Here is an 18,118-nt window from a genome sequence, read left to right as displayed (position 1 = left end):
CGGTCAGCCCCGCACCACCAGCAGCGGAACGGTCATCTCGACCGCCGTGTCCGCGCCGTGCAGCGCCACCAGCCGGGACACCGCCGGGCTCTCCGACCGGCTGGCCAGCACCGCGTACGTGTCGTTGCAGACCACCACGACGTCGCCGATGCGGGCCAGGTGTTCCTCGGGCACCGGTCCGAACCAGCCGGTGGCCACCGCCTCCTCGCGGGTGAGCACCCGGGCGGCGGCCCCCAGCACACCCGACCAGGCGGCCACCACATCCGCGGTCGCGCCCGGCGCGACGTGCAGGTAACGCACCCGGGGCTCGCCCGCGACGACCCGCACCCCGTCGATCAGACGGGGGTCGGTGTCCAGGTCGAACCGGTGCCCGGACGGCACGTCGAGCTGCCCGTGGTCGGCGGTGACCAGCAGCGCCGCATCCGGCGGCAGGCCGTCCACCAGCCGGGTCAGCAGCGCGTCCACCTCGGCCACCGCCGCCCGCCAGGGCAGCGAGTCCACGCCGCTGAGATGGCCGTGCCGGTCGACGTCCGGGTGGTAGCCGGAAACCAGGGTGGGACCGGGCCCGGCGACCAGGGCCGCGCGCATCCGGGCGGCCACTTCGTCGATGCCGGCCGCGCCCCGGTAGTCGCCGCCCCGGTTCGCGGCCACGGTCAGGCCGCTGCCGCCGAACTCCGGGCGGCTCACCACGGTCACCGCCACCCCCGCGGCCCGGGCCCGCTCCAGCTGCGTGGTGACCGGCTGCCAGCGCAACGGTTGCGGATCGTCGGTCCACTCGATGTGGTTGAGCACCCGGTCGGTGCCCGGTACGCGCAGGGTGAAGCCGAGCACGCCGTGCACGCCGGAGGGCACACCGGTGCCCAGGGTGACCAGGCTGGTCGGAGTGGTGGAGGGAAAGCCGCAGGTGAGCGGTCGGCCCACGGTGTCGGCCAGCCCGGCCAGGACCGGCGCGTACGGCGCGGCGACCGGTATCTGGTACCAGCCGAGACCGTCGATGAGCAGCACCGCGATCCGGCGTACCCCGGCCAACTCGGCCCCGAGCCCGAGCAGGTCGACGGCACCGGGCACCCCGAGCACCGCCAGAACGCTCGGCAGCACGTCAACCAACCCACCCCCACCCTTCGCCGGCGGCACCGGTGAAAGGAAGGGCCCCTTATTAACGCCTGGTGTAGAGGAAGGGCCCCCTTTTAACACCTGCCGGATGCCGGGCAGGGGGTGGGTGCCGGGCAGAGGGTGGGTGCCGGGCGAGGTGGTCATGCCGGGCGTCGGGCGAACAGGTGCAGTTGGGCGGCGATGTCGCGCCAGGGTGGCCGGTCGGCGAGCGTACGCTCCAACTCGACCAGGGCCGCCAGCTGGCTGTCCGCCACGGCCGCCGGGAGCAGGCCGGCGAGGACGCGTACGCCATGGATCTCCTCGACCGTGAGCCCGGCGGCGGCCAGCAGCGCGGCGGCGGCCTCGACGTCGAAGCGCCGGCGCAGCGTGTCCCGGGGGCCGGCGCTGCCCGCGGGGTCGGCGGCCAGCGCCGCGGCCAGGTCGAGATGGCCGTTCATCGCCCGGCCGAGCACCGCCGCGGCCCGCCCGGCGACCAGCACGCTCGCCGCGCCGCCCGGACGCAGGGCCCCGGCCAGCGCGGACGCCACCGGCGCCGGGTCGTCGACGAACTCCAGTACCGCGTGGCAGAGCACCAGGTCGACGCTGGCCGGCTCGACCAGACCGGCGAGCGCGTCGCCGTCGCCCTGCCGGCCACGGATCCGATCCGCCACCCCCGCCTCGGCAGCCCGCCGGGTCAGCGCGGCCAGCGCGTCCGGGCTGGCGTCGATGACCGTGACCTGGTGGCCGGCCTGCGCGAGGGGTACGGCGAATCCGCCGGTGCCCCCGCCCACGTCCAGGACGGTGAGGCTGCGGCCCGGGTGGCGGCCCAGTTCGCCGTGGAGCACGGACCAGATCACCGCCGTCCGTGGTCCGGCGGGAGCTGCGGCGGGCCGAACGGGTGTGCGTTCCACGACCGCGAGCCTAGTGGCTGGTGCGGGCAGTCCGAACCCCTGACTCCCCGGAGAGGGCGAGGCCCGCCTCGCGGGTCCGGTCGGGCCGGAGGCCGGCCGGACGGTCGCCGTGCTCGGCTTCCACCCGGCCGGACCATACGCGTCCGCCAGAATCAGCGCGCGAACGTGCCGCGACGGCGTGCGATCAGCAGCAGCGCCACGCCTGCGGCGACGATCAACACCGCCGCGCCGAGCAGGCGGAGGACGGGCCCGCCGGTGAGCGGAAGGCCGCCCGCCGCACCGCTGGGGCTCGGCGTCACGGACGGGCTCGCGTCCTCGTCCGGGCTGGGCGTCGCGGAAGGCTCCTCGTCACCGCCCGGGCTCGGCGTCGCGGACGGGCTCCCGTCACCGCCCGGGCTCGGCGTCGCCGAGGGACACCGCCCGGCCGTGTGCCGTGCGATCTCGGTGCCGAGCACCGCGTCGCGCACCACGACGCGATCCCCCGAACTGGCCGGCACCGCGACCGTGTCGCTGCTGTCGGCGGGAATCGACGGGGAGGCCACCACGGCGCCGCCGACGAGCACCTCCAGCCGGACACCGCCCCGGGCCCGGTTCGTCAGGTCGATCCGGACCTCCCCGCAGCGGTCGGTGAACCTGGCGGTCACGCTCTCCGGCCCGCATCCCTGCGGCTGGCGGTAGCGGCCGCTGGCCCAGAGCGCCCCACCGTCGACCTCCCCGCTGAACACCGCGTACGGCGCGTCGTCGGGCAGCGGGTAGTGCCGCCGGAACATGGCATCGCTGGTCACCGGGTCCAGCTCCACCAGCAGCGGCCCGACCGGCGATGCCACCTTCAACCCGGTGGCCGGGACGGCACCGGTGTTGATCACGCGGACCTCGATCCCATAGCAGTCCTGCAGCACCGCCACCTGCAGCTTCGGCGTGTCGCAGCCGGCCGGCGCCGCGTATCGCAGGCTCTGCGCCGGCCGCCCGCCCGGCAAGTGGACGGTGAAGGTGTCGCCGTCGGAGGCGCCGTACCGCTTGGTCCCGCCCTGGTCGACGACGGTGCTCTCCGCCCCCACACCGTTGCGATGCACCGTGACGTTCAGCACCCCCGGCAGGCCAGGAGTCGCTTCACCGAAGGTGAGCACGGCGGCTCCGCATTCCGCGGTCAGCCGGACCGTCAGGTCGGGTTCGGCGAGGGCCGGTGCGGCCGAGCCGGCCACCACTGCCCCGCCGACCACGGCGGTGATGCCGAGTGTGGCGAGCACGCGGCGGAGAACGGATATCGTACGCATCAAGGCAAACCTTTCCGGAATGACGGCGGCCACAGGCGAACGGCCGCCCGGCAAACCGAAGCAGAGAACCCACGGACCGGCATGAGTCCTCGGGCACTCAGATCCTCGCGTCCCGGTACTCAGGCCCGGTCTTCCTCAATCCGGCGGGTGCTCCAGGCCGAGCGCGGAACGCAGCTCGGGCCGGCCGGCGACGCCGAGCTTCGCGTACGCCCGGTGCAGGTGGTTCTCCACCGTCCGTTCGGCGATGTGCAGGCGGGCAGCGATGGCCCGGTCCGATGCGCCGCCCGCCGCGGCGAGCACCACCTCACGTTCCCGGCTGGTCAGCCCGGTGACCGGGCCGTCGAGCCGCAACGCGGGAGTCACCGCACGCTCGCAGCGCGTCAGCTGGGCCTCGGCGAAGAGTCTGGCTTGCGCGGCAGCCCGCGCCTGCGCACCGCTGTGCCACGCGCCCGCCGCGAGGGACGCCGCTTCGGCCGCGTACAGGGGCATGCCGTGCCGGCCGAACTGCCGGGCGACCGTCAGCAACCGCGCGGGGTCACCGGCGGCCGCGGCCTCGGCGTACCCCACGACGAGCTGGCCCAGCGCCCAGTCCGCCGGCGGCGGAAAACGGGTGAGCAGTTCGGCCGCCAGAACCGCCTCGCCCAGCCGGACGAGATCCAACGCACCGAGGGCACCGGCGCCGACGGCGCCGCGTCCGCCGTGCCGCGCCACCTCCGTGCCGAGCGACTCACGGACGCCGACCTGATCACCGCGGGTGGCGGCGGACCACGCCCGGCCCCGCATCACCTCGATGTCGAACAGTCGGGTTCGGCGCTCGCCGGACTCGGCGGCCAGGTCGGCCGCGGCCGCGGCCAACTCGTCGGCGGCCCCGGCCTGCGCCGCCGCCTGCAGCCGCACGCCGGCCGACCACCGGCACACGGCCCGCAGCTGGGCCTGCCGGCCGACGACGTGCGCCTCGGCCGCCCAGCGCAGCGCGGCCACCGGGCGGCCGAGCATCAGGGTGATCCGGCTGAGGGTGAAGGCGCTCACCGCCTGCGCGATCCGGTCCGGCGGGTGCAGGCTCTCCCGGTACGACGTCTCCGCCTCGGCCAGCGCCGCCGGCAGGTCCAGCAGGTTGGCGCGCATCCACGCGTTGGCCGGACGCATGCTGTCGGCCAGCAGCCGGCCCGGCCCGTCGTGCCCAGCCGCCAGCGGGATGGCCCGCTGCACCAGCGGAATGACCTCCGCATAGCGGCCGGCCAGCATCAACGCACCACCGGCGGCACTGGCCGCCCCGAGCCGCACGGCCACCGACTCGGCCCGGTCGAAGAGGGACAGCGCCGCCTCGACCCCGGTGCAGTCCAACTCGTACGTCCGCAGGTAAAGCCGGTTCACCTCGATCTGGGCCTGCCAGAACGGGTCGGTGACCGCGGCCGCGTCGAGCACCGCGTGCGCCAGGCCGGGCGCGTCACGGCCGTGGGCCAGCAGGGAGGCGTGGGTGAGCGCGATCTGCGCGCGCTCGGCGTCGTCGCCGGCCTGCGCCGCCAGTTCGGCGCACCACCGCAGCGCCTCCGCCGAGCGCCCGGACTGGAACAGCGCCCCGACCACGGTCAGTCCGGCGGATACGCCCGCACCGGCCTGACGGGCGCGCAGCGCCAGGCGCTCGACGAGTTCGTACTGGCGGATCAGGGCCGCCTGCCGGGCGGCGGCGAGCATCAGTTCGGGGTTGACCGGCCCGCCCGCGTCGAGCCGCCACATCGCCACCCGCAGCACGTCCTCGTCCTGGTGGATCCCGGCCGTCTCCTGCGCGTCGGCGAGCCGGCGGATGTGCCGCAGCCGGGCCAGCTGTGGCATCTCGTCCCGCAGCAGTTCGCCGTAGAGGGGGTGGGCGAGGCGTACCAGCGGGTGGTCGCGCTCCGCCACCGTGATCAGCCGGCGCCGCTCCAGGGTCTCCAGCAGCTCCCCGGCCACCAGCTGCCGCAGCACGTCCAGCGGCACCGGCTCACCGACGGCGATCGTCTCGAGCGCGTCGCGCTCGTCGGGATCGGCGGTGGCCAGCCGGTCGTGCAGCAGCTCGGTCAGGCGGGCGGTCGTCCGCAGCCGCCCGGTCAACCGCCAGATGCCGGCCGAGCGGGTCAGCAGACCCGCCTCCCAGGCGGAGTGGAGCAGCTCGTGCAGGAACAGCGCGTTGCCGGCGGTCACGTCCCGCAGGCGGCGCAGGGTCTGCCCCTCGACGGGGTCGCCGAGCGCCTCGGTGATCAGGGTGTCGGCCTCCTCCGCGGACAGGACCGCCAGGTCGACCCGAAGCACGTCGAGGTCTTTCCAGAGCGCGGTCACCGCGGCGGGCACGGCTTCGTCGGTACGCAGGGTGGCGAGCACCGCCACGGATCGTTCGGCGACCAGTTGATGGATGACGGTCGCGGAGACCTCGTCGAGCAGGTGCGCGTCGTCGACCAGGAGCACGGTCGGGGACTTCTCCGCCAGTTGGCGCAGTCCGCGCAGCCCCCGCTGAACCGGATTGGCCGCGGCGGCGGCCTGGTCGTCCCGCAGCAGCAGGCTGGCGAGCGCGGCGAGGGGCAGGTGGGAGCCGGACCCGGAGGGCCGGGCGGCGAGGACCTGCCGGCCGGCCGCCCTGGCGTACGCCGCGACCTCCTGCGCCAGCCGGGTCTTACCGACCCCGGCGAGGCCGGCGATCAGCGCGCCCCGCGCCGCCGGAGCGCACACCGCCGCGCGGACCGTCGCCAACTCGCGGTCTCGACCGACAAACGACGCAACGGAGGGGCCCGGCAGCATGCCCGGCAGGATATCGACCCGCGCACACCCGCCGCTTCGGGCTGATCACCGGAAGTCGCGGGAGGCGGGGCTGACCGGCGCCTCGATCGCGTCCAGCCGGTCGGCGACCAGGTTGACCACCCCCTCGTGCCGCTGCAACCGCCCGCGCACCACCAGCGCCGCGCTGGTGCGGGCCACCCGCCGGTACCGCTGCCACAGCCCCGGCGAACAGGTGACGTTGAGCATGCCGGTCTCGTCCTCCAGGTTGAGGAAGGTGACCCCGCCCGCCGTCCCCGGGCGCTGCCGGTGGGTGACGATCCCGCCGACCCGGATCCGCCGACCCGGCTCCACCCGGCCCAACCGGTCGATCGGCACCGCGCCCAGGGCGTCCAGCTGCGGGCGGACGAACCGGGCCGGATGGTTCTCCGGGGACAGCCCGGTGGCCCACACGTCGGCGACCAGCCGGTCCACCGCCTCCATGCCGGGCAGGGTGGGCGCGTCCGCGCCGGTCACCGTGCCGGGCAGCCGGCCCGGCCGGTCCTGCGCCGCCGCACCGGCCGCCCAGAGCGCCTGGCGCCGGGTCAGCCCGAAACAGGCGAAGGCGTCCGCGGTGGCCAGCGCCTCCAGCTGCGCGGCGGTCAGCCCGGTCCGCCGGGCCAGATCAGGCATGTCGCGGTACGGCCCGTGCGCCACCCGTTCGGCCTCGATCCGCTCGGCCACCTCGTCGCCGAGGGTACGCACGCTGCCCAGCCCGAGCCGCACGGCCGGCCCGCCCAGGCCCCAGGCGTGCGGCGGCTCCCCCGACTGGCTGCCCCACCGGGTGTCCGGGGTGGACTCCAGCACCGGCTTCGCGCCGCTGGCGTTGACGTCCGGGCGGCGTACCTCCACGCCGTGCCGACGGGCGTCGTCGACCAGGCTCTGCGGCGAGTAGAAGCCCATCGGCTGGGCGCTGAGCAGCGCGGCCAGGAACGGACCCGGGTGGTAGCGCTTGAGCCAGGAGCTGGCGTAGACCAGGTAGGCGAAGCTCATCGCGTGGCTCTCCGGGAAGCCGTAGCTGGCGAACGCGGTGAGCTTGCGGTAGACGTCGTCGGCCAGCTCGCCGGTGATGCCGCGCTGCGCCATGCCGGCGTAGAGCCGGTCGGCGATCTTCGCCATCCGCTCCACCGACCGCTTGGCGCCCATCGCCCGGCGCAGCTGGTCGGCCTCGGCCGCGTCGAAACCGGCCAGGTCGATGGCGAGCTGCATGAGCTGCTCCTGGAACAGCGGCACGCCGAGGGTCTTCTCCAGCGCGTTGCGCATCAGCGGGTGCGGGTAGGTCACCGGCTCCTGGCCGTTGCGGCGCCGGATGTACGGGTGCACCGAACCGCCCTGGATCGGGCCGGGTCGGATCAGCGCCACCTCCACCACCAGGTCGTAGAACTCGCGGGGCTTGAGCCGGGGCAGGGTGGCCATCTGGGCCCGGCTCTCCACCTGGAACACCCCGACCGAGTCGGCCCGGCAGAGCATGTCGTACACCTCGGGGTCGTCCAGCGTCATGTCGCCGAGATCCAGGCTCATCCCGATCATGTCGTAGCCGTGGTGCAGCGCCGACAGCATGCCGAGGCCGAGCAGGTCGAACTTGACCAGGCCGACGGCGGCGCAGTCGTCCTTGTCCCACTGGAGCACGCTGCGGCCGGGCATCCGGCCCCACTCCACCGGGCAGACCTCGATCACCGGTCGGTCGCAGATCACCATGCCGCCGGAGTGGATGCCCAGGTGCCGGGGGAACGTCTGGAGAGCGTTGGCGTACTCGATCACCTGCTCGGGGATGTCCGGCACGTCCACCGTGGCCACGTCGCCCCACCGGTCGATCTGCTTGCTCCAGGCGTCCTGCTGGCCGGGCGAGAAACCGAACGCCTTGGCCACGTCCCGCACCGCCGAGCGGGGCCGGTACGAGATCACGTTGGCCACCTGGGCGGTGTGCTCCCGGCCGTACCGGGCGTAGACGTGCTGGATGACCTCCTCCCGGCGGCCGGACTCGATGTCCACGTCGATGTCGGGCGGGCCATCGCGCTCGGGGGCCAGGAACCGCTCGAACAGCAGCCGGTGCCGGACCGCGTCCACATTGGTGATCCGCAGCGCGTAGCAGACCGCCGAGTTCGCCGCCGAGCCCCGCCCCTGGCAGTAGATGTTCTCCCGGCGGCAGAACTCGACGATGTCGTAGACCACCAGGAAGTAGCCGGGGAAGCCCAACTCCTCGATCATGTTCAGCTCGTGGTCGAGTTGCGCGTACGCCTGCGGGTGCGCCTCGCGGGGGCCGTAGCGTTCCCGGGCGCCCCGCTCGGTGAGGTGGCGCAGCCAGCTCATCTCGGTGTGCCCCGGCGGCACCGGGTACGCCGGCAGCTGCGGCGCGACGAGCTGGAGGTCGAAAGCGAGTTCCGCGCCGAACTCGGCGGCCCGCGCCACCGCGCCCGGGTAGGCGGCGAACCTGGCCGCCATCTCGGCGCCGGAGCGCAGATGGGCGGTGCCGGCGGCGGGCAGCCAGCCGTCGATCTCGTCCAGGCTGCGCCGGGCCCGGACCGCCGCGAGGGTGGTGGCCAGCCGCCGCCGCCCCGGGGTGGCGTAGTGCACGTTGTTCGTGGCCACCGTGGGCAGCCCGGCGGCGGCGGCCAGCTCGGCCAGGGCGTCGTTGCGGTCGCCGTCGACCGGATGCCCGTGGTCGGTCAGCTCCACCGCCACCGTCTCCGCGCCGAACAGCGCGGTGAGCCGGTCCAGCTCGCGGGCTGCCGCGTCGACCCCCTCGGTGAGCAGCGCGCCCGGCACGTGCCCCTTGCGGCAGCCGGTGAGCACCAGCACGTGGTCGCGCAGGTCGGCGGCGACCTCCTCCAGCTCGCCGTAGACCGGGCGGCCCTTCTCCCCGCCGCGCAGTTGGGCGCGGGCGATGGTCGTGGCCAGCCGGGCGTACCCCTCATGACCGTGCGCCAGCACCAGCAGGTGGCGGCCGTGCGGGTCGGGCACCCCGGGCTGCGGGCCGGGCAGATCGAGGGTCAACTCCGCCCCGAAGACCGTCGGCAGGTTCAGCGCGCGGGCCGCCTCGGCGAAGCGGACCACGCCGTAGAAGCCGTCGTGGTCGGTGACGGCGAGCGCGGTGAGCCCCAGCCGGGTCGCCTCCTCGACCAGTTCCTCGGGGTGGCTGGCGCCGTCGAGGAAGCTGAAGTTGCTGTGCGCGTGCAGCTCGGCGTACGGCACCGCGCCGTCGGGGCGGGTCAGCTCCGGCGGCCGGTAGTGCTCCCGTCGCCGGCTTCCGGCCGGCGAGTCGCCCCCGTCGGCGTCGACCGCGAGCGGATCCACCACGTGCAGGTGCCGCCCGCTCCCGCTCCCGCTTCCCTTCCCGCCCCCGCTCCCTTTCCCGCCCTCCGTCCGTCCGGAGAGCACCCGCTCCAACTCCGACCACGACAGCTGCGGATTGTGGAAACTCACTGTTTCTCCCCCGAGATCTTGGTCCGTTCCGGCCCCTTGGAGGGCAGTTTGGGACCAAGATTCACGTCAGTCATAGATCGCCTCCACCAGCCAGCGGCCGCCTTCGACGGCGAGCAGCAGGGCAGCGCCGTCGGCCAGGCAAACCTGGAAGCGGGCTCGACGACGCGCTTCGCCCGGGGCCCACCACCGCTCGTCGACCGGCCACGGCCCGGCCCAGCCCACGATCTCGGACGCCGCCGCGACACCGGAGACGGTGGCGGGCTGCACATTCGTAGCGACGGCCAGCCGGGCCGGCGGGGCACTCACCGCCAGCCGTGCGCTCACCACGACCGGCGTACCGGTGGCATCCCACACGCTCGCGGCGAGCGGGGTGGGCAGCACCACCGCCGGTGCGGGCGGCGGCAGTCGCCCCGGCCAGGGCGGCATCGAGACGGGGCCCGCGCCCCCGCCCGGCAGTGGCGCGGCACCGGGGCGGGCGGGCAGCCGCTCGTCGCCCCACGGAACCAGCCGCGTCTGGTCGGCCGGAGAGCGACCGCCGCCGAGCACGGCGGTGACCACCGACTCGGGGCCGAGCAGGCCCTGTACCCGACTCAGCGCCCGGCTCGCCCGCTCGCGTTCCGCGCCGGTCTCGCCCCACAGCCCGGATTGCAGCCCGGCCTGGGCGAGCACTCCGTCCGGCACCAGCCGCAGCCGGATGATCCCGGCGGTGGGGCGCTCCGGTCCGCCGCCGGAGCGGGCGCCGCCGGAGAGCCAGCCGTCCAACTGCCAGCGGACCCGGTCGGTGATCGCCGCCGGGGTGAGCAGACCGTCGTGCCGCCAGACCCGGTGCAGTTCCTGGCCGTGCGCGGTGACCGCCTCGATGCCGAGCCGGGTGCAGGCCAGCCCGTGCCCGGCGAGGCGTTCGTGCAGCCGCGCGGCCAGCGTCCGGGCCGCGAACGCCGCGACGTCGACGCGGTCGATCGGCTCGTCGAGATCGGCGGTGACCGTCAGGTCGGCAGGGGGTCGCCGGACCGCGAGCGGGTGGTCGTCCCGACCGGTCGCCAGCCGGTGGGCCAGCGCCCCGTCGAACCCGAACCGGGCCAGCACGTCGCCGGCGGGCAGCGCGGCGAAGTCACCGAGCGTACGCACTCCGAGCCGGCGCAGCAGATCGACCAAGGCGGGCCGACCGAGCGCCTCGACGGGCTGGGCGGCCAGGAACTCCGGCGTCCCGCCGGGCGGCACGATCCGTCCCTGGCGGGCGGCCAGCCCGGCGGCGAACGCCCCGTCGGCGATGCCGACCTGGCTCTCCACCGCGCAGCTCTGCGCGACGTGCTCGACGATCCGCTCGGCCGCCGCCTCCTCACCGCCGAGGTAGCGGCTCGGCCCCCGAGCGGCCAACGCGCAGGCTCCGGGACGGATCACCTCGACCCCGACCGCCACCTCCTCGACCGCCGCCACCACCGGCTCGAAGGCCCGCGCGTCCCGCCCGGGGTCGTGGTCGACGACGATGAGCCCTGGGCAGCGCCCCTGCGCCTCCCGCCGACGCAACCCCCGGCGCACCCCCTCGGCCCGAGCTCGCTCGGAGCAGGCAACCACCCGGTTGGCGTGCAACACCGCCACCGGGCCGGTGGCGGCCACCCCGTCGACGATCTCGGCGGCCAGCACCGGCCAGTCCGGGCACCACACCACCAGCGTCCGCATCCCCTCACTCACGCCACGTCACCCACGCCCGTCCGCCGCGATCTTGCGCTTTGCGTCGCCGTATAAGCCGCGAAATGCTCATCTCGACGACCACAAGTGCATGATCGCCGCGCGCCCGCCAGGAGGCGTGCTACGGGAGCGGTCGGCCGAGGGGATGACCCGGGTCAGCTCGTCGCCGGGGAGCCAGACCCTGACCTCCTTGGGTCGGGCGGCGGCGCCCCGACCGCGGGCCGAGATGGTCACCTCGCGGCAGCGCAGCCGGCCCCGGCCCGCACCGAGCCCGTCCCACACCCCGCGGACCACCTGGAGCATCACGTCCGCGCCGTCCCACCGGCCGTACGGCACGAGCACGCAGCCGCGCTGCCGGGCCCGTGCGGCCAGCCGAGCGGCGACCGAGGCGGAGACAGTGGTCGGTACGGCGGTGACCACCACGTCGACCCCATCGATGAGCGCGGCGACGACGGTGGGCCAGTCGGGCCCCGGCTGTGGTACCAGGGCGAGCCGGTCCAGGACGATCCCGGCCTCGGCCGCCGCGCCGGCTCCGAAGGTCGGCATCCCCACCACGGCACACCAGGAACCGGCCCGGGATGCCTCGGCGAGCAGGGCGAGCAGCAGCGACGTGGTGCCGCTGTGCCGGAGCTGGCCGGCGCCGATCGTGCCGGCGCCGACCGCGATGGTGCTGCCGCGCCGTAGCCCACGGCCGGGCAGCAGCCCGGTCAACTCGGGCCGCACGGGCAACACCCGATGCCCGCCCGCCGGGTCGGGCGCGCTGGCCGGGCGGACCAGCCCGGCCAGCGCAGCGGAACCGACGACCATACGGCCCGCCATCGGATCTACCCCCGTCGTGTCGCCTCGGGCACCGGCCCGGGATGGTGCTCTTCATGGATCAATAAGGACATGTCGCGCCGGACGGCGTCCGGCCACCCTGGGTCCCGCCGTGGTGGCCGGACGCCGCGACTCAGGCGGCGCGACTCAGGCGGCGAGACCGTCGATCGCCGGTTGGTGCGTAAGGCCGAGCGCGGACTCCACCACCGCCACGAACTCCTCGGCGGCGCGGAGCAGGTCGTCGGCCTCCCGGGCGGTGACCACCCGGGGTATGCCGGCCTCGGCGGCAGCCCGCTTGCCGGCCGCGAGGGCGAAGTAGCTGGCCCACTCGTCGAGCTCGGGGGCGACGCCGGCGAGCAGGACCCAGACGTTGGTAACCCGGCTGCGTCGGGTGGGCGCGGGACGGGCTCGGGCAGCGAGCATCCCGGCCGCGGCGCGCAGCGCCGCGAGATGGGCGGCGGCGTACCGGAGACCGTCGGGGCGGGTCAGCGCGGCCTCGACGAGACCCTGCCGGGCCACCCTGAGCAACTGGGCGGGGGTGCGGTGCGGCAGCACGTGGGCGGGCACCGTCGGCGCCGGGGCCGGAGTGGTCGGCATGGGTCTCCCTCCAGGTGGGCCGGTGCGGGCGCATCGCGCGACGGAAAGCGGCTCCGGCGACACGAGGCACCCGTGGCGGGCGGTGCGGAGGAAGACGCACCAGGTGGGCGGCCGGCCGGGTGTGGAGCTTCCCCACACCACACCCGGCCGGCGTACCGGCGGGTCCGTCGTCCGCCGCCCGGGGGTCGTGGGCGGCGGACGACGGTCCTGCCTGACGGGCCCGGACTCGCGACTGCCCGGGGCCCGGTGCGGCCCGCGGCGCCGCACCTGTCGGAAGCCGGTGCCGCGAAACACCTGCTCCCGAGGGTTGAAACGAACGTTCAAGGCAATCGAACACCCGTTCTAACTACTGCTGACAGTACACCCTCCCGCTGGCGAAAATGCAACGCGTGGCGCGCCGTACATCCGGCAGTTCAGCCACTCACAGGCGACCTCAAGCGCCTCGGCTTGCCCACCGCGGACGGCGGAGCGATGCGCAGCCCGGCCTTCATCACGAAGATGGACCGCCGCTCCACCGCATCGCCCCTGTTGTCGATCTGGTACCCCTCCAGCCAGATCCACCCGTCGTAAGTAGGCCGGTCCAACACGCGAATCACGCGGAACAGGATCGGCTTGGCGAACTGCACGCTGGCCTGCCGACCCACGAGAAGCAGGTCACCAGCCCGGAGGCTGGTCACGGCAGCCATCCGAGGAACCGGCGATGGAGAACACCGGCAGACTCCCAGCCCCTGTCCTGCGTCGCGGACACCAGACGCGACGCCATGTAGATCGACAAGGACACCCGAGCACCCGCGTACTCGGCCAGCAACTCCCGACGCCGGGTCAGACAGGGCCAGGGCGCACCACATCCCGCACATGTCCAGATCGGCAACACCGGCCCGTGCGCCGTCATCACACCTCCCCTGGCCAGTGACCCCGATCGATCGGCACCCGATGCCGCACGCGGCACGGCAGATCTCGTCCGCATCGGCAGGTCACCCGCTTCAAGATGTGGTTCCACGTCGGCCGGTGCTTGCGCGCGAGCGTGAACGCTGCGGCCAGCAGGAACTGGTTGTAGGTCATGCGCCTGGTCATGTCGCGCTCCTTGAAGGCAGACCAACATGGATACAGTCACTCTAAGTGCTGTATTGACGTAAACACAACACTACGACAACATGGAGTCACCTAACGTGCGCTCGTGAGCAGCGAGAGCGACTTCGATCCCGATGTCGCCACATGGAAGCAACTCGCGGACCGGCTGCGGCAAGCCATCCGCTCCGGCCAACTTGCCCCTGGTCAGCGAGTTCCGACTGAGCTGAGCCTCACCCAGGAGTACCAACTCAGCAGGCTCACGGTCCGCCGCGCACTTCAGCAACTGCGAAGCGAGGGCTTGATCGTGGTCGTACAAAGTCGCGGCACGTTCGTCAGAGGCGAGCAGGAGCGCACCACGGTGACCCTGGGTAAGGGCGACCAGGTGCAGGCTCGGATGCCCGACCCTGACGAGCGGCGCAGGTACGGTCTCCACGAAGGCGAGCCCGTCGTCCTGGTGACCAGAACGAACGGCACGGTGGAGGGGTACGGCGCGCATGGCGTGACCGTCGTCGGCGGATAACGCCCACGTGACAACCCGGTGACCGTTGCCGGAACGCGTGCCGGCGGCTCGACGCGGCGTGGCCGGGTGCACCGGTCGTCCGCGTACCGGGAAGAATGGCGGGATGCAGTCACACCCGAACGTACGGGCGGTGCAGGACGCGCTCGAGAGCGCGGACGCCCGGGACGGCGTCGGCGCCCCCACCACGGTCCGCCTGCTACCCGACGCGGTGCACACCGCCGCGGCCGCCGCCGAGGCGCTCGGCGTCGACGTGGGTGCCATCGCCAACTCGCTCGTCTTCGACGCCGACGGGGTGCCGGTGCTGGTGCTCACCTCCGGCGCGCACCGGGTGGACACCGTCGCCCTGGCCACCCGGATCGGGGTCGCCCGGCTGCGCCGGGCCACCCCGCAGTTCGTCAAGGAGCACACCGGGCAGGTGATCGGCGGGGTCGCCCCGGTGGGCCACCCGCACCCCCTGCGCACGCTGGTGGACACCGCCCTGGAGAAGTACGACGAGATCTGGGCCGCCGGTGGCGTGCCCCGGGCGGTCTTCCCCACCACGTACGCCGAACTGCTGCGGTTCACCGGCGGAACGCCGACCGACGTGGCGTGAACGAGCCCGCGACCGTCCCGGAGCTGGTCACCCTGCACGTGTGGCGGGTCGCCCGGACCGCTCTGCCCCGGGCGCTGGTCCGGATGGCACGCGACCCGCGCCGGTTGCGCGCCCTGCCCGGCGTACGGTTCGGCAAGCTGCTCGGCACCGGGACCGGCACCGGCTTCGGGCCGGGCGACGTCGACCCGACCCGCTGGGCGGCGCTGACGGTGTGGGAGTCTCCCGCCGCGGCGGCCCGGTTCGCCGGCTCGCCGGTGGGTCGGGCCTGGTCCGGCATCGCCCGGGCGGACGTCCGGCTCGACCTGCGGCCACTGAGCAGCCGGGGCGAATGGTCCGGCCGGCGACCGTTCGGCGAGCCGACGGGGAGCCGGGTGACCGGGCCGGTGCTGGCCCTGACGCGGGCCCGGCTGCGTCCGGCGCGGGCGCTCACCTTCTGGCGGGCGGTCCCGCCGGTCGCCGCCGCCCTGCACGCCGCGCCCGGCCTGCTGGCCCGCTTCGGCGTCGGTGAGGCACCGCTGGGCTGGCAGGGCACGGTGAGTGTGTGGCGTGATCCGGCGGATCTGGTGGCGTTCGCGTACCGTCACCCGGAGCACCGAGCCGCGATCATCCGGACGGACACCGAGCGGTGGTACGCGGAGGAACTCTTCGCCCGGTTCGAGGTGCGTGACGTGGTCGGTGACCGGACGGTACTGGGATGGGTGGCCGACGGCGACCCGGCGAAGGATGGGCGGGCGGCATGAGACTGGTGCGCTGGACCCCGGACGATCTCCTGCGGCGGCTGGACGACGTGGTGGCCGTCTACGGCGAAGCCATGGGCTACCGCGCCGACCTGCTGGGGGCTCGGCGCGGCTACATCGCCACCCACGTCCGGCGGCCCGGGTTCCGCGCCGTCGCCAGCCTGACCAGCGCGGGGCACCTGGCCGGCTTCGGCTACGGCTACGTCGGCGGGCCCGGCCAGTGGTGGCACGACCAGGTCTGGCGGGCGCTCGACCCGGCCACCCGGCAACGCTGGCTGACCGACTGCTTCGAGGTGGTCGAGCTGCACGTACGGCCACCGGCGCAGGGGCACGGCCTGGGCGCAAGGCAGCTGCGCGCCCTGCTCACCATGGCCGAGGGAACGACCACCCTGCTGTCCACCCCGGAGGCCGACGAGGGCACCTCGCGCGCCTGGCGGCTGTACCGCCGCTTCGGCTTCGTCGACATCCTGCGCGACTTCCGCTTTCCCGGCGACGAACGCCCGTTCGGGGTGCTCGGCCGGGACCTGCCCCTGCCCGCGCCGGAGCCGGCACCCCAGCCCGCCCGGTCATGAACGGACGTCCACCGGCCCGCGGCTGCGCCTGGGCGCTGCTGGTGCTGCTGGTGCTGGCCCAGATCTGCTATCCGCTGACCGAGGGGGCGACCCGGGCCCGGCTGACCGTGGCCACGGTCGTGCTCGGCTACCTGCTCTCGGTCGGTCACGCGCTGCTGACCCGGGGTGCGCGTACGGCGGTGGCGCTGGTCGCGGTGGCCACCGGTGGCGGGTTCGCCATCGAGGCGCTGGGGGTGGCCACCGGCTTCCCGTTCGGCAGCTACGACTACTCCGGCCAGCTCGGCCCGAAGCTGGCCGGGGTGCCGCTGATCATCCCGCTGGCCTGGACCTGGATGGCCTGGCCCGCCTGGCTGGTGGCGACCCGACTCGTCGACACCGGCTCGACCGACTCGCTCGTCGACACCGGCTCGACCGGCTCGACCAACACGACACGCGCACCGGCCACCGGCCGCCCGCACCGGCAGTGGTGGCGGTGGCCGGCACGGATCGGGCTGGCGACGCTCGGGCTGGCCACCTGGGACCTCTTCCTCGACCCGCAGATGGTGGCCGAGGGCCACTGGGTGTGGCGGAATGCCGATCCGGCGCTGCCCGGCCTGCCCGGCATCCCGGTCAGCAACTACCTGGGCTGGCTGCTGTTCGCGGTGCTGGTGATGGCCGCGCTGCGTCCGCTCGCCGGGCCCGCCGTGGCCACCACCGACGCCCGGGACCACCCGATGTACGCGCTCTACCTGTGGACGTACGGCTCCAGCGTGCTGGCCCACGCGGTCTTCCTCGACCTGCCCGCCTCCGCGCTGTGGGGCGCGGCCGGCATGGCGGTGGTCGCCGTGCCGCTGGCGGTCACGCTGCGGCGGGCCCGCCGGACCCCGCGCCGGGACGGGTCGCCCCGGCCCCGGGTCGACGTCGCGGCATGACCGCGGCGCTCGTCCTGCTGTGCGGCGTCGCCGTGCTGACCGGGCACACCGTGGTCAACGCCGGCCGGTGGCTGCGCCGCCCGCCGGAGGGGACGGCCGAGGTCACCGAGACGGTGGCGGTGCTGCTGCCGCTGCGCGACGAGGCCGCCCGGGTCACCCCGTGCCTGCGGGCCCTGCTCGCCCAGCGCGGCGTGCCCGAACTGCGGATCGTGGTGCTCGACGACGGTTCGACCGACGGCACCGCCGAGGTGGTCCGCGCGGTGGCCGCTGGCGATCCCCGGGTCACCCTGCTCACCGGCGTCGCCCCGCCGCCGGGCTGGCTGGGCAAGCCGCACGCCTGCTGGCAGCTGGCCAGTCGCGCCGAGGCCTCGGCCGGCGCGCTGGTCTTCGTGGACGCCGACGTGGTGCTCGCCCCGTACGCCGTCGCGGCGGCGGTCACCGAGCTGCGCGCCGCCGGGGCGACGCTGCTGTCGCCGTACCCCCGGATCGTGGTGCGGACGGCGGCGGACCGGCTGGTCCAGCCGCTGTTGCAGTGGTTGTGGCTGACCTTCCTGCCGCTGCGGGCGATGGAACGCTCACCGCGGCCGTCGCTGGCCGCGGCCGGCGGGCAGTTCCTGGTCGTGGACCGGGCCGGCTACCTGCGGGCCGGCGGGCACGCGGCGGTCGCCGACCGGGTGCTGGAGGACATCGAGCTGGCCCGGGCGGTGAAGCGGGCCGGCGGCCGGATCGCCCTCGCGGACGGTTCCCGGCTGGCCTCCTGCCGGATGTACGAGAACTGGGCGCAGTTGCGCGACGGATACACCAAGTCGCTCTGGGCCTCGTTCGGGCACCCGGGCAACGCCGCGCTGGTGGTGGCCCTGCTGCTCCTGCTCTACACCGCGCCGCCGCTGGTCGCCGTGACCGCGCTGCTGGCCGGCGCGCCGGCGGTGGCCGGGGTCGCCTTCCTGGCGTACCTGACGGGGGTGGCCGGGCGGGTGATCAGCGCCCGGGCCACCGGCGGGCTGGCCTGGCCCGACGCGCTGGGCCACCCCGTGTCGGTCGCGGTCCTCGGTTGGCTGACCCTGCGGTCGTACCATCTGCGCAAGCGGCGACGCCTGTCCTGGCGCGGTCGCCCGGTCGTCTAGGA

General features: G+C 74.7%; 16 protein-coding genes. 6 read left to right on the top strand and 10 right to left on the bottom strand.

Annotated elements, in window-relative coordinates; genetic code table 11:
• Positions 1-3: 3 nt before the first annotated feature.
• The 10 genes from IEY61_RS11785 to IEY61_RS11740 all read right to left on the bottom strand — a co-directional run bounded on the left by IEY61_RS11785 (position 4) and on the right by IEY61_RS11740 (position 13,651).
• Complete coding sequence (locus IEY61_RS11785; RefSeq protein ID WP_189043470.1) at positions 4-1,257, bottom strand: alkaline phosphatase family protein; 1,254 nt, start codon at positions 1,255-1,257, stop codon at positions 4-6.
• Complete coding sequence (locus IEY61_RS11780; RefSeq protein WP_189043467.1) at positions 1,254-2,003, bottom strand: methyltransferase domain-containing protein; 750 nt, start codon at positions 2,001-2,003, stop codon at positions 1,254-1,256. The genes IEY61_RS11785 and IEY61_RS11780 overlap by 4 nt, the downstream gene beginning before the upstream one ends.
• A gap of 152 nt (positions 2,004-2,155) precedes the next feature.
• Positions 2,156-3,277, bottom strand: coding sequence for a RodZ family helix-turn-helix domain-containing protein (locus IEY61_RS11775; RefSeq protein ID WP_189043465.1), 1,122 nt, complete (start codon positions 3,275-3,277; stop codon positions 2,156-2,158).
• A 135-nt stretch (positions 3,278-3,412) separates the two neighbouring features.
• Positions 3,413-6,049: an AAA family ATPase gene (locus IEY61_RS11770; RefSeq protein WP_189043462.1), complete on the bottom strand. Its 2,637-nt coding sequence runs from the start codon at positions 6,047-6,049 to the stop codon at positions 3,413-3,415.
• 45 nt (positions 6,050-6,094) lie between these two features.
• Complete coding sequence (locus tag IEY61_RS11765; protein WP_189043460.1) at positions 6,095-9,487, bottom strand: error-prone DNA polymerase; 3,393 nt, start codon at positions 9,485-9,487, stop codon at positions 6,095-6,097.
• Between the two features lie 66 nt (positions 9,488-9,553).
• Complete coding sequence (locus IEY61_RS11760; RefSeq protein WP_189043703.1) at positions 9,554-11,167, bottom strand: DNA polymerase Y family protein; 1,614 nt, start codon at positions 11,165-11,167, stop codon at positions 9,554-9,556.
• Between the two features lie 78 nt (positions 11,168-11,245).
• Positions 11,246-11,995, bottom strand: a complete 750-nt coding sequence (gene imuA', locus IEY61_RS11755; protein WP_189043458.1) for a DnaE2-dependent mutagenesis accessory factor ImuA' — start codon at positions 11,993-11,995, stop codon at positions 11,246-11,248.
• A gap of 144 nt (positions 11,996-12,139) precedes the next feature.
• The gene (locus tag IEY61_RS11750) at positions 12,140-12,589 is read right to left on the bottom strand and encodes an SAV_6107 family HEPN domain-containing protein (RefSeq protein ID WP_189043456.1); all 450 of its coding nucleotides are present in this window, start codon (positions 12,587-12,589) and stop codon (positions 12,140-12,142) included.
• A 413-nt stretch (positions 12,590-13,002) separates the two neighbouring features.
• Complete coding sequence (locus IEY61_RS11745) at positions 13,003-13,275, bottom strand: hypothetical protein (protein ID WP_189043454.1); 273 nt, start codon at positions 13,273-13,275, stop codon at positions 13,003-13,005.
• 205 nt (positions 13,276-13,480) lie between these two features.
• Positions 13,481-13,651: a hypothetical protein gene (locus IEY61_RS11740; protein ID WP_229705836.1), complete on the bottom strand. Its 171-nt coding sequence runs from the start codon at positions 13,649-13,651 to the stop codon at positions 13,481-13,483.
• 115 nt (positions 13,652-13,766) lie between these two features.
• Here IEY61_RS11740 and IEY61_RS11735 point away from each other — a divergent pair, with 115 nt between their 5' ends.
• From IEY61_RS11735 to IEY61_RS11710, 6 genes are all read left to right on the top strand, one after another.
• Positions 13,767-14,180 carry a GntR family transcriptional regulator gene (locus tag IEY61_RS11735; RefSeq protein WP_189043449.1) on the top strand — a complete coding sequence of 138 codons (414 nt, stop codon included), beginning with the start codon at positions 13,767-13,769 and terminating at the stop codon, positions 14,178-14,180.
• A gap of 103 nt (positions 14,181-14,283) precedes the next feature.
• Positions 14,284-14,772, top strand: coding sequence for a YbaK/EbsC family protein (locus IEY61_RS11730; protein ID WP_189043447.1), 489 nt, complete (start codon positions 14,284-14,286; stop codon positions 14,770-14,772).
• The gene (locus tag IEY61_RS11725; RefSeq protein ID WP_189043445.1) at positions 14,769-15,512 is read left to right on the top strand and encodes a monooxygenase; all 744 of its coding nucleotides are present in this window, start codon (positions 14,769-14,771) and stop codon (positions 15,510-15,512) included. The genes IEY61_RS11730 and IEY61_RS11725 overlap by 4 nt, the downstream gene beginning before the upstream one ends.
• Positions 15,509-16,081, top strand: a complete 573-nt coding sequence (locus tag IEY61_RS11720; RefSeq protein WP_189043443.1) for a GNAT family N-acetyltransferase — start codon at positions 15,509-15,511, stop codon at positions 16,079-16,081. Before IEY61_RS11725 ends, IEY61_RS11720 begins: the two co-directional genes overlap by 4 nt.
• Positions 16,078-16,992 (top strand): carotenoid biosynthesis protein, encoded by a 915-nt coding sequence (locus IEY61_RS11715; protein ID WP_189043441.1) that lies wholly within the window; start codon positions 16,078-16,080, stop codon positions 16,990-16,992. The genes IEY61_RS11720 and IEY61_RS11715 overlap by 4 nt, the downstream gene beginning before the upstream one ends.
• The gene (locus IEY61_RS11710; protein ID WP_189043439.1) at positions 16,989-18,116 is read left to right on the top strand and encodes a glycosyltransferase family 2 protein; all 1,128 of its coding nucleotides are present in this window, start codon (positions 16,989-16,991) and stop codon (positions 18,114-18,116) included. Before IEY61_RS11715 ends, IEY61_RS11710 begins: the two co-directional genes overlap by 4 nt.
• The last annotated feature ends 2 nt before the right edge of the window (positions 18,117-18,118 follow it).

Source organism: Micromonospora sonchi, assembly GCF_014646235.1.
Classification (GTDB): Bacteria; Actinomycetota; Actinomycetes; order Mycobacteriales; family Micromonosporaceae; genus Micromonospora; species Micromonospora sonchi.
Note: the sequence above shows the minus strand (reverse complement) of the source record. Positions and strands in the feature narration are given on the sequence as shown.

What these genes read in the sequence shown, in the direction of transcription:
- IEY61_RS11730 (WP_189043447.1), top strand. Translation starts at nt 14,284, where the DNA reads ATGCAGTCACACCCGAACGTACGGGCGGTGCAGGACGCGCTCGAGAGC.
- IEY61_RS11775 (WP_189043465.1), bottom strand. Translation starts at nt 3,277, where the DNA reads ATGCGTACGATATCCGTTCTCCGCCGCGTGCTCGCCACACTCGGCATC.
- IEY61_RS11770 (WP_189043462.1), bottom strand. Translation starts at nt 6,049, where the DNA reads ATGCTGCCGGGCCCCTCCGTTGCGTCGTTTGTCGGTCGAGACCGCGAG.
- IEY61_RS11785 (WP_189043470.1), bottom strand. Translation starts at nt 1,257, where the DNA reads ATGACCACCTCGCCCGGCACCCACCCTCTGCCCGGCACCCACCCCCTG.
- IEY61_RS11760 (WP_189043703.1), bottom strand. Translation starts at nt 11,167, where the DNA reads ATGCGGACGCTGGTGGTGTGGTGCCCGGACTGGCCGGTGCTGGCCGCC.
- IEY61_RS11740 (WP_229705836.1), bottom strand. Translation starts at nt 13,651, where the DNA reads ATGACCTACAACCAGTTCCTGCTGGCCGCAGCGTTCACGCTCGCGCGC.
- IEY61_RS11710 (WP_189043439.1), top strand. Translation starts at nt 16,989, where the DNA reads ATGACCGCGGCGCTCGTCCTGCTGTGCGGCGTCGCCGTGCTGACCGGG.
- IEY61_RS11720 (WP_189043443.1), top strand. Translation starts at nt 15,509, where the DNA reads ATGAGACTGGTGCGCTGGACCCCGGACGATCTCCTGCGGCGGCTGGAC.
- IEY61_RS11715 (WP_189043441.1), top strand. Translation starts at nt 16,078, where the DNA reads ATGAACGGACGTCCACCGGCCCGCGGCTGCGCCTGGGCGCTGCTGGTG.
- IEY61_RS11750 (WP_189043456.1), bottom strand. Translation starts at nt 12,589, where the DNA reads ATGCCGACCACTCCGGCCCCGGCGCCGACGGTGCCCGCCCACGTGCTG.
- imuA' (WP_189043458.1), bottom strand. Translation starts at nt 11,995, where the DNA reads ATGGCGGGCCGTATGGTCGTCGGTTCCGCTGCGCTGGCCGGGCTGGTC.
- IEY61_RS11745 (WP_189043454.1), bottom strand. Translation starts at nt 13,275, where the DNA reads ATGGCTGCCGTGACCAGCCTCCGGGCTGGTGACCTGCTTCTCGTGGGT.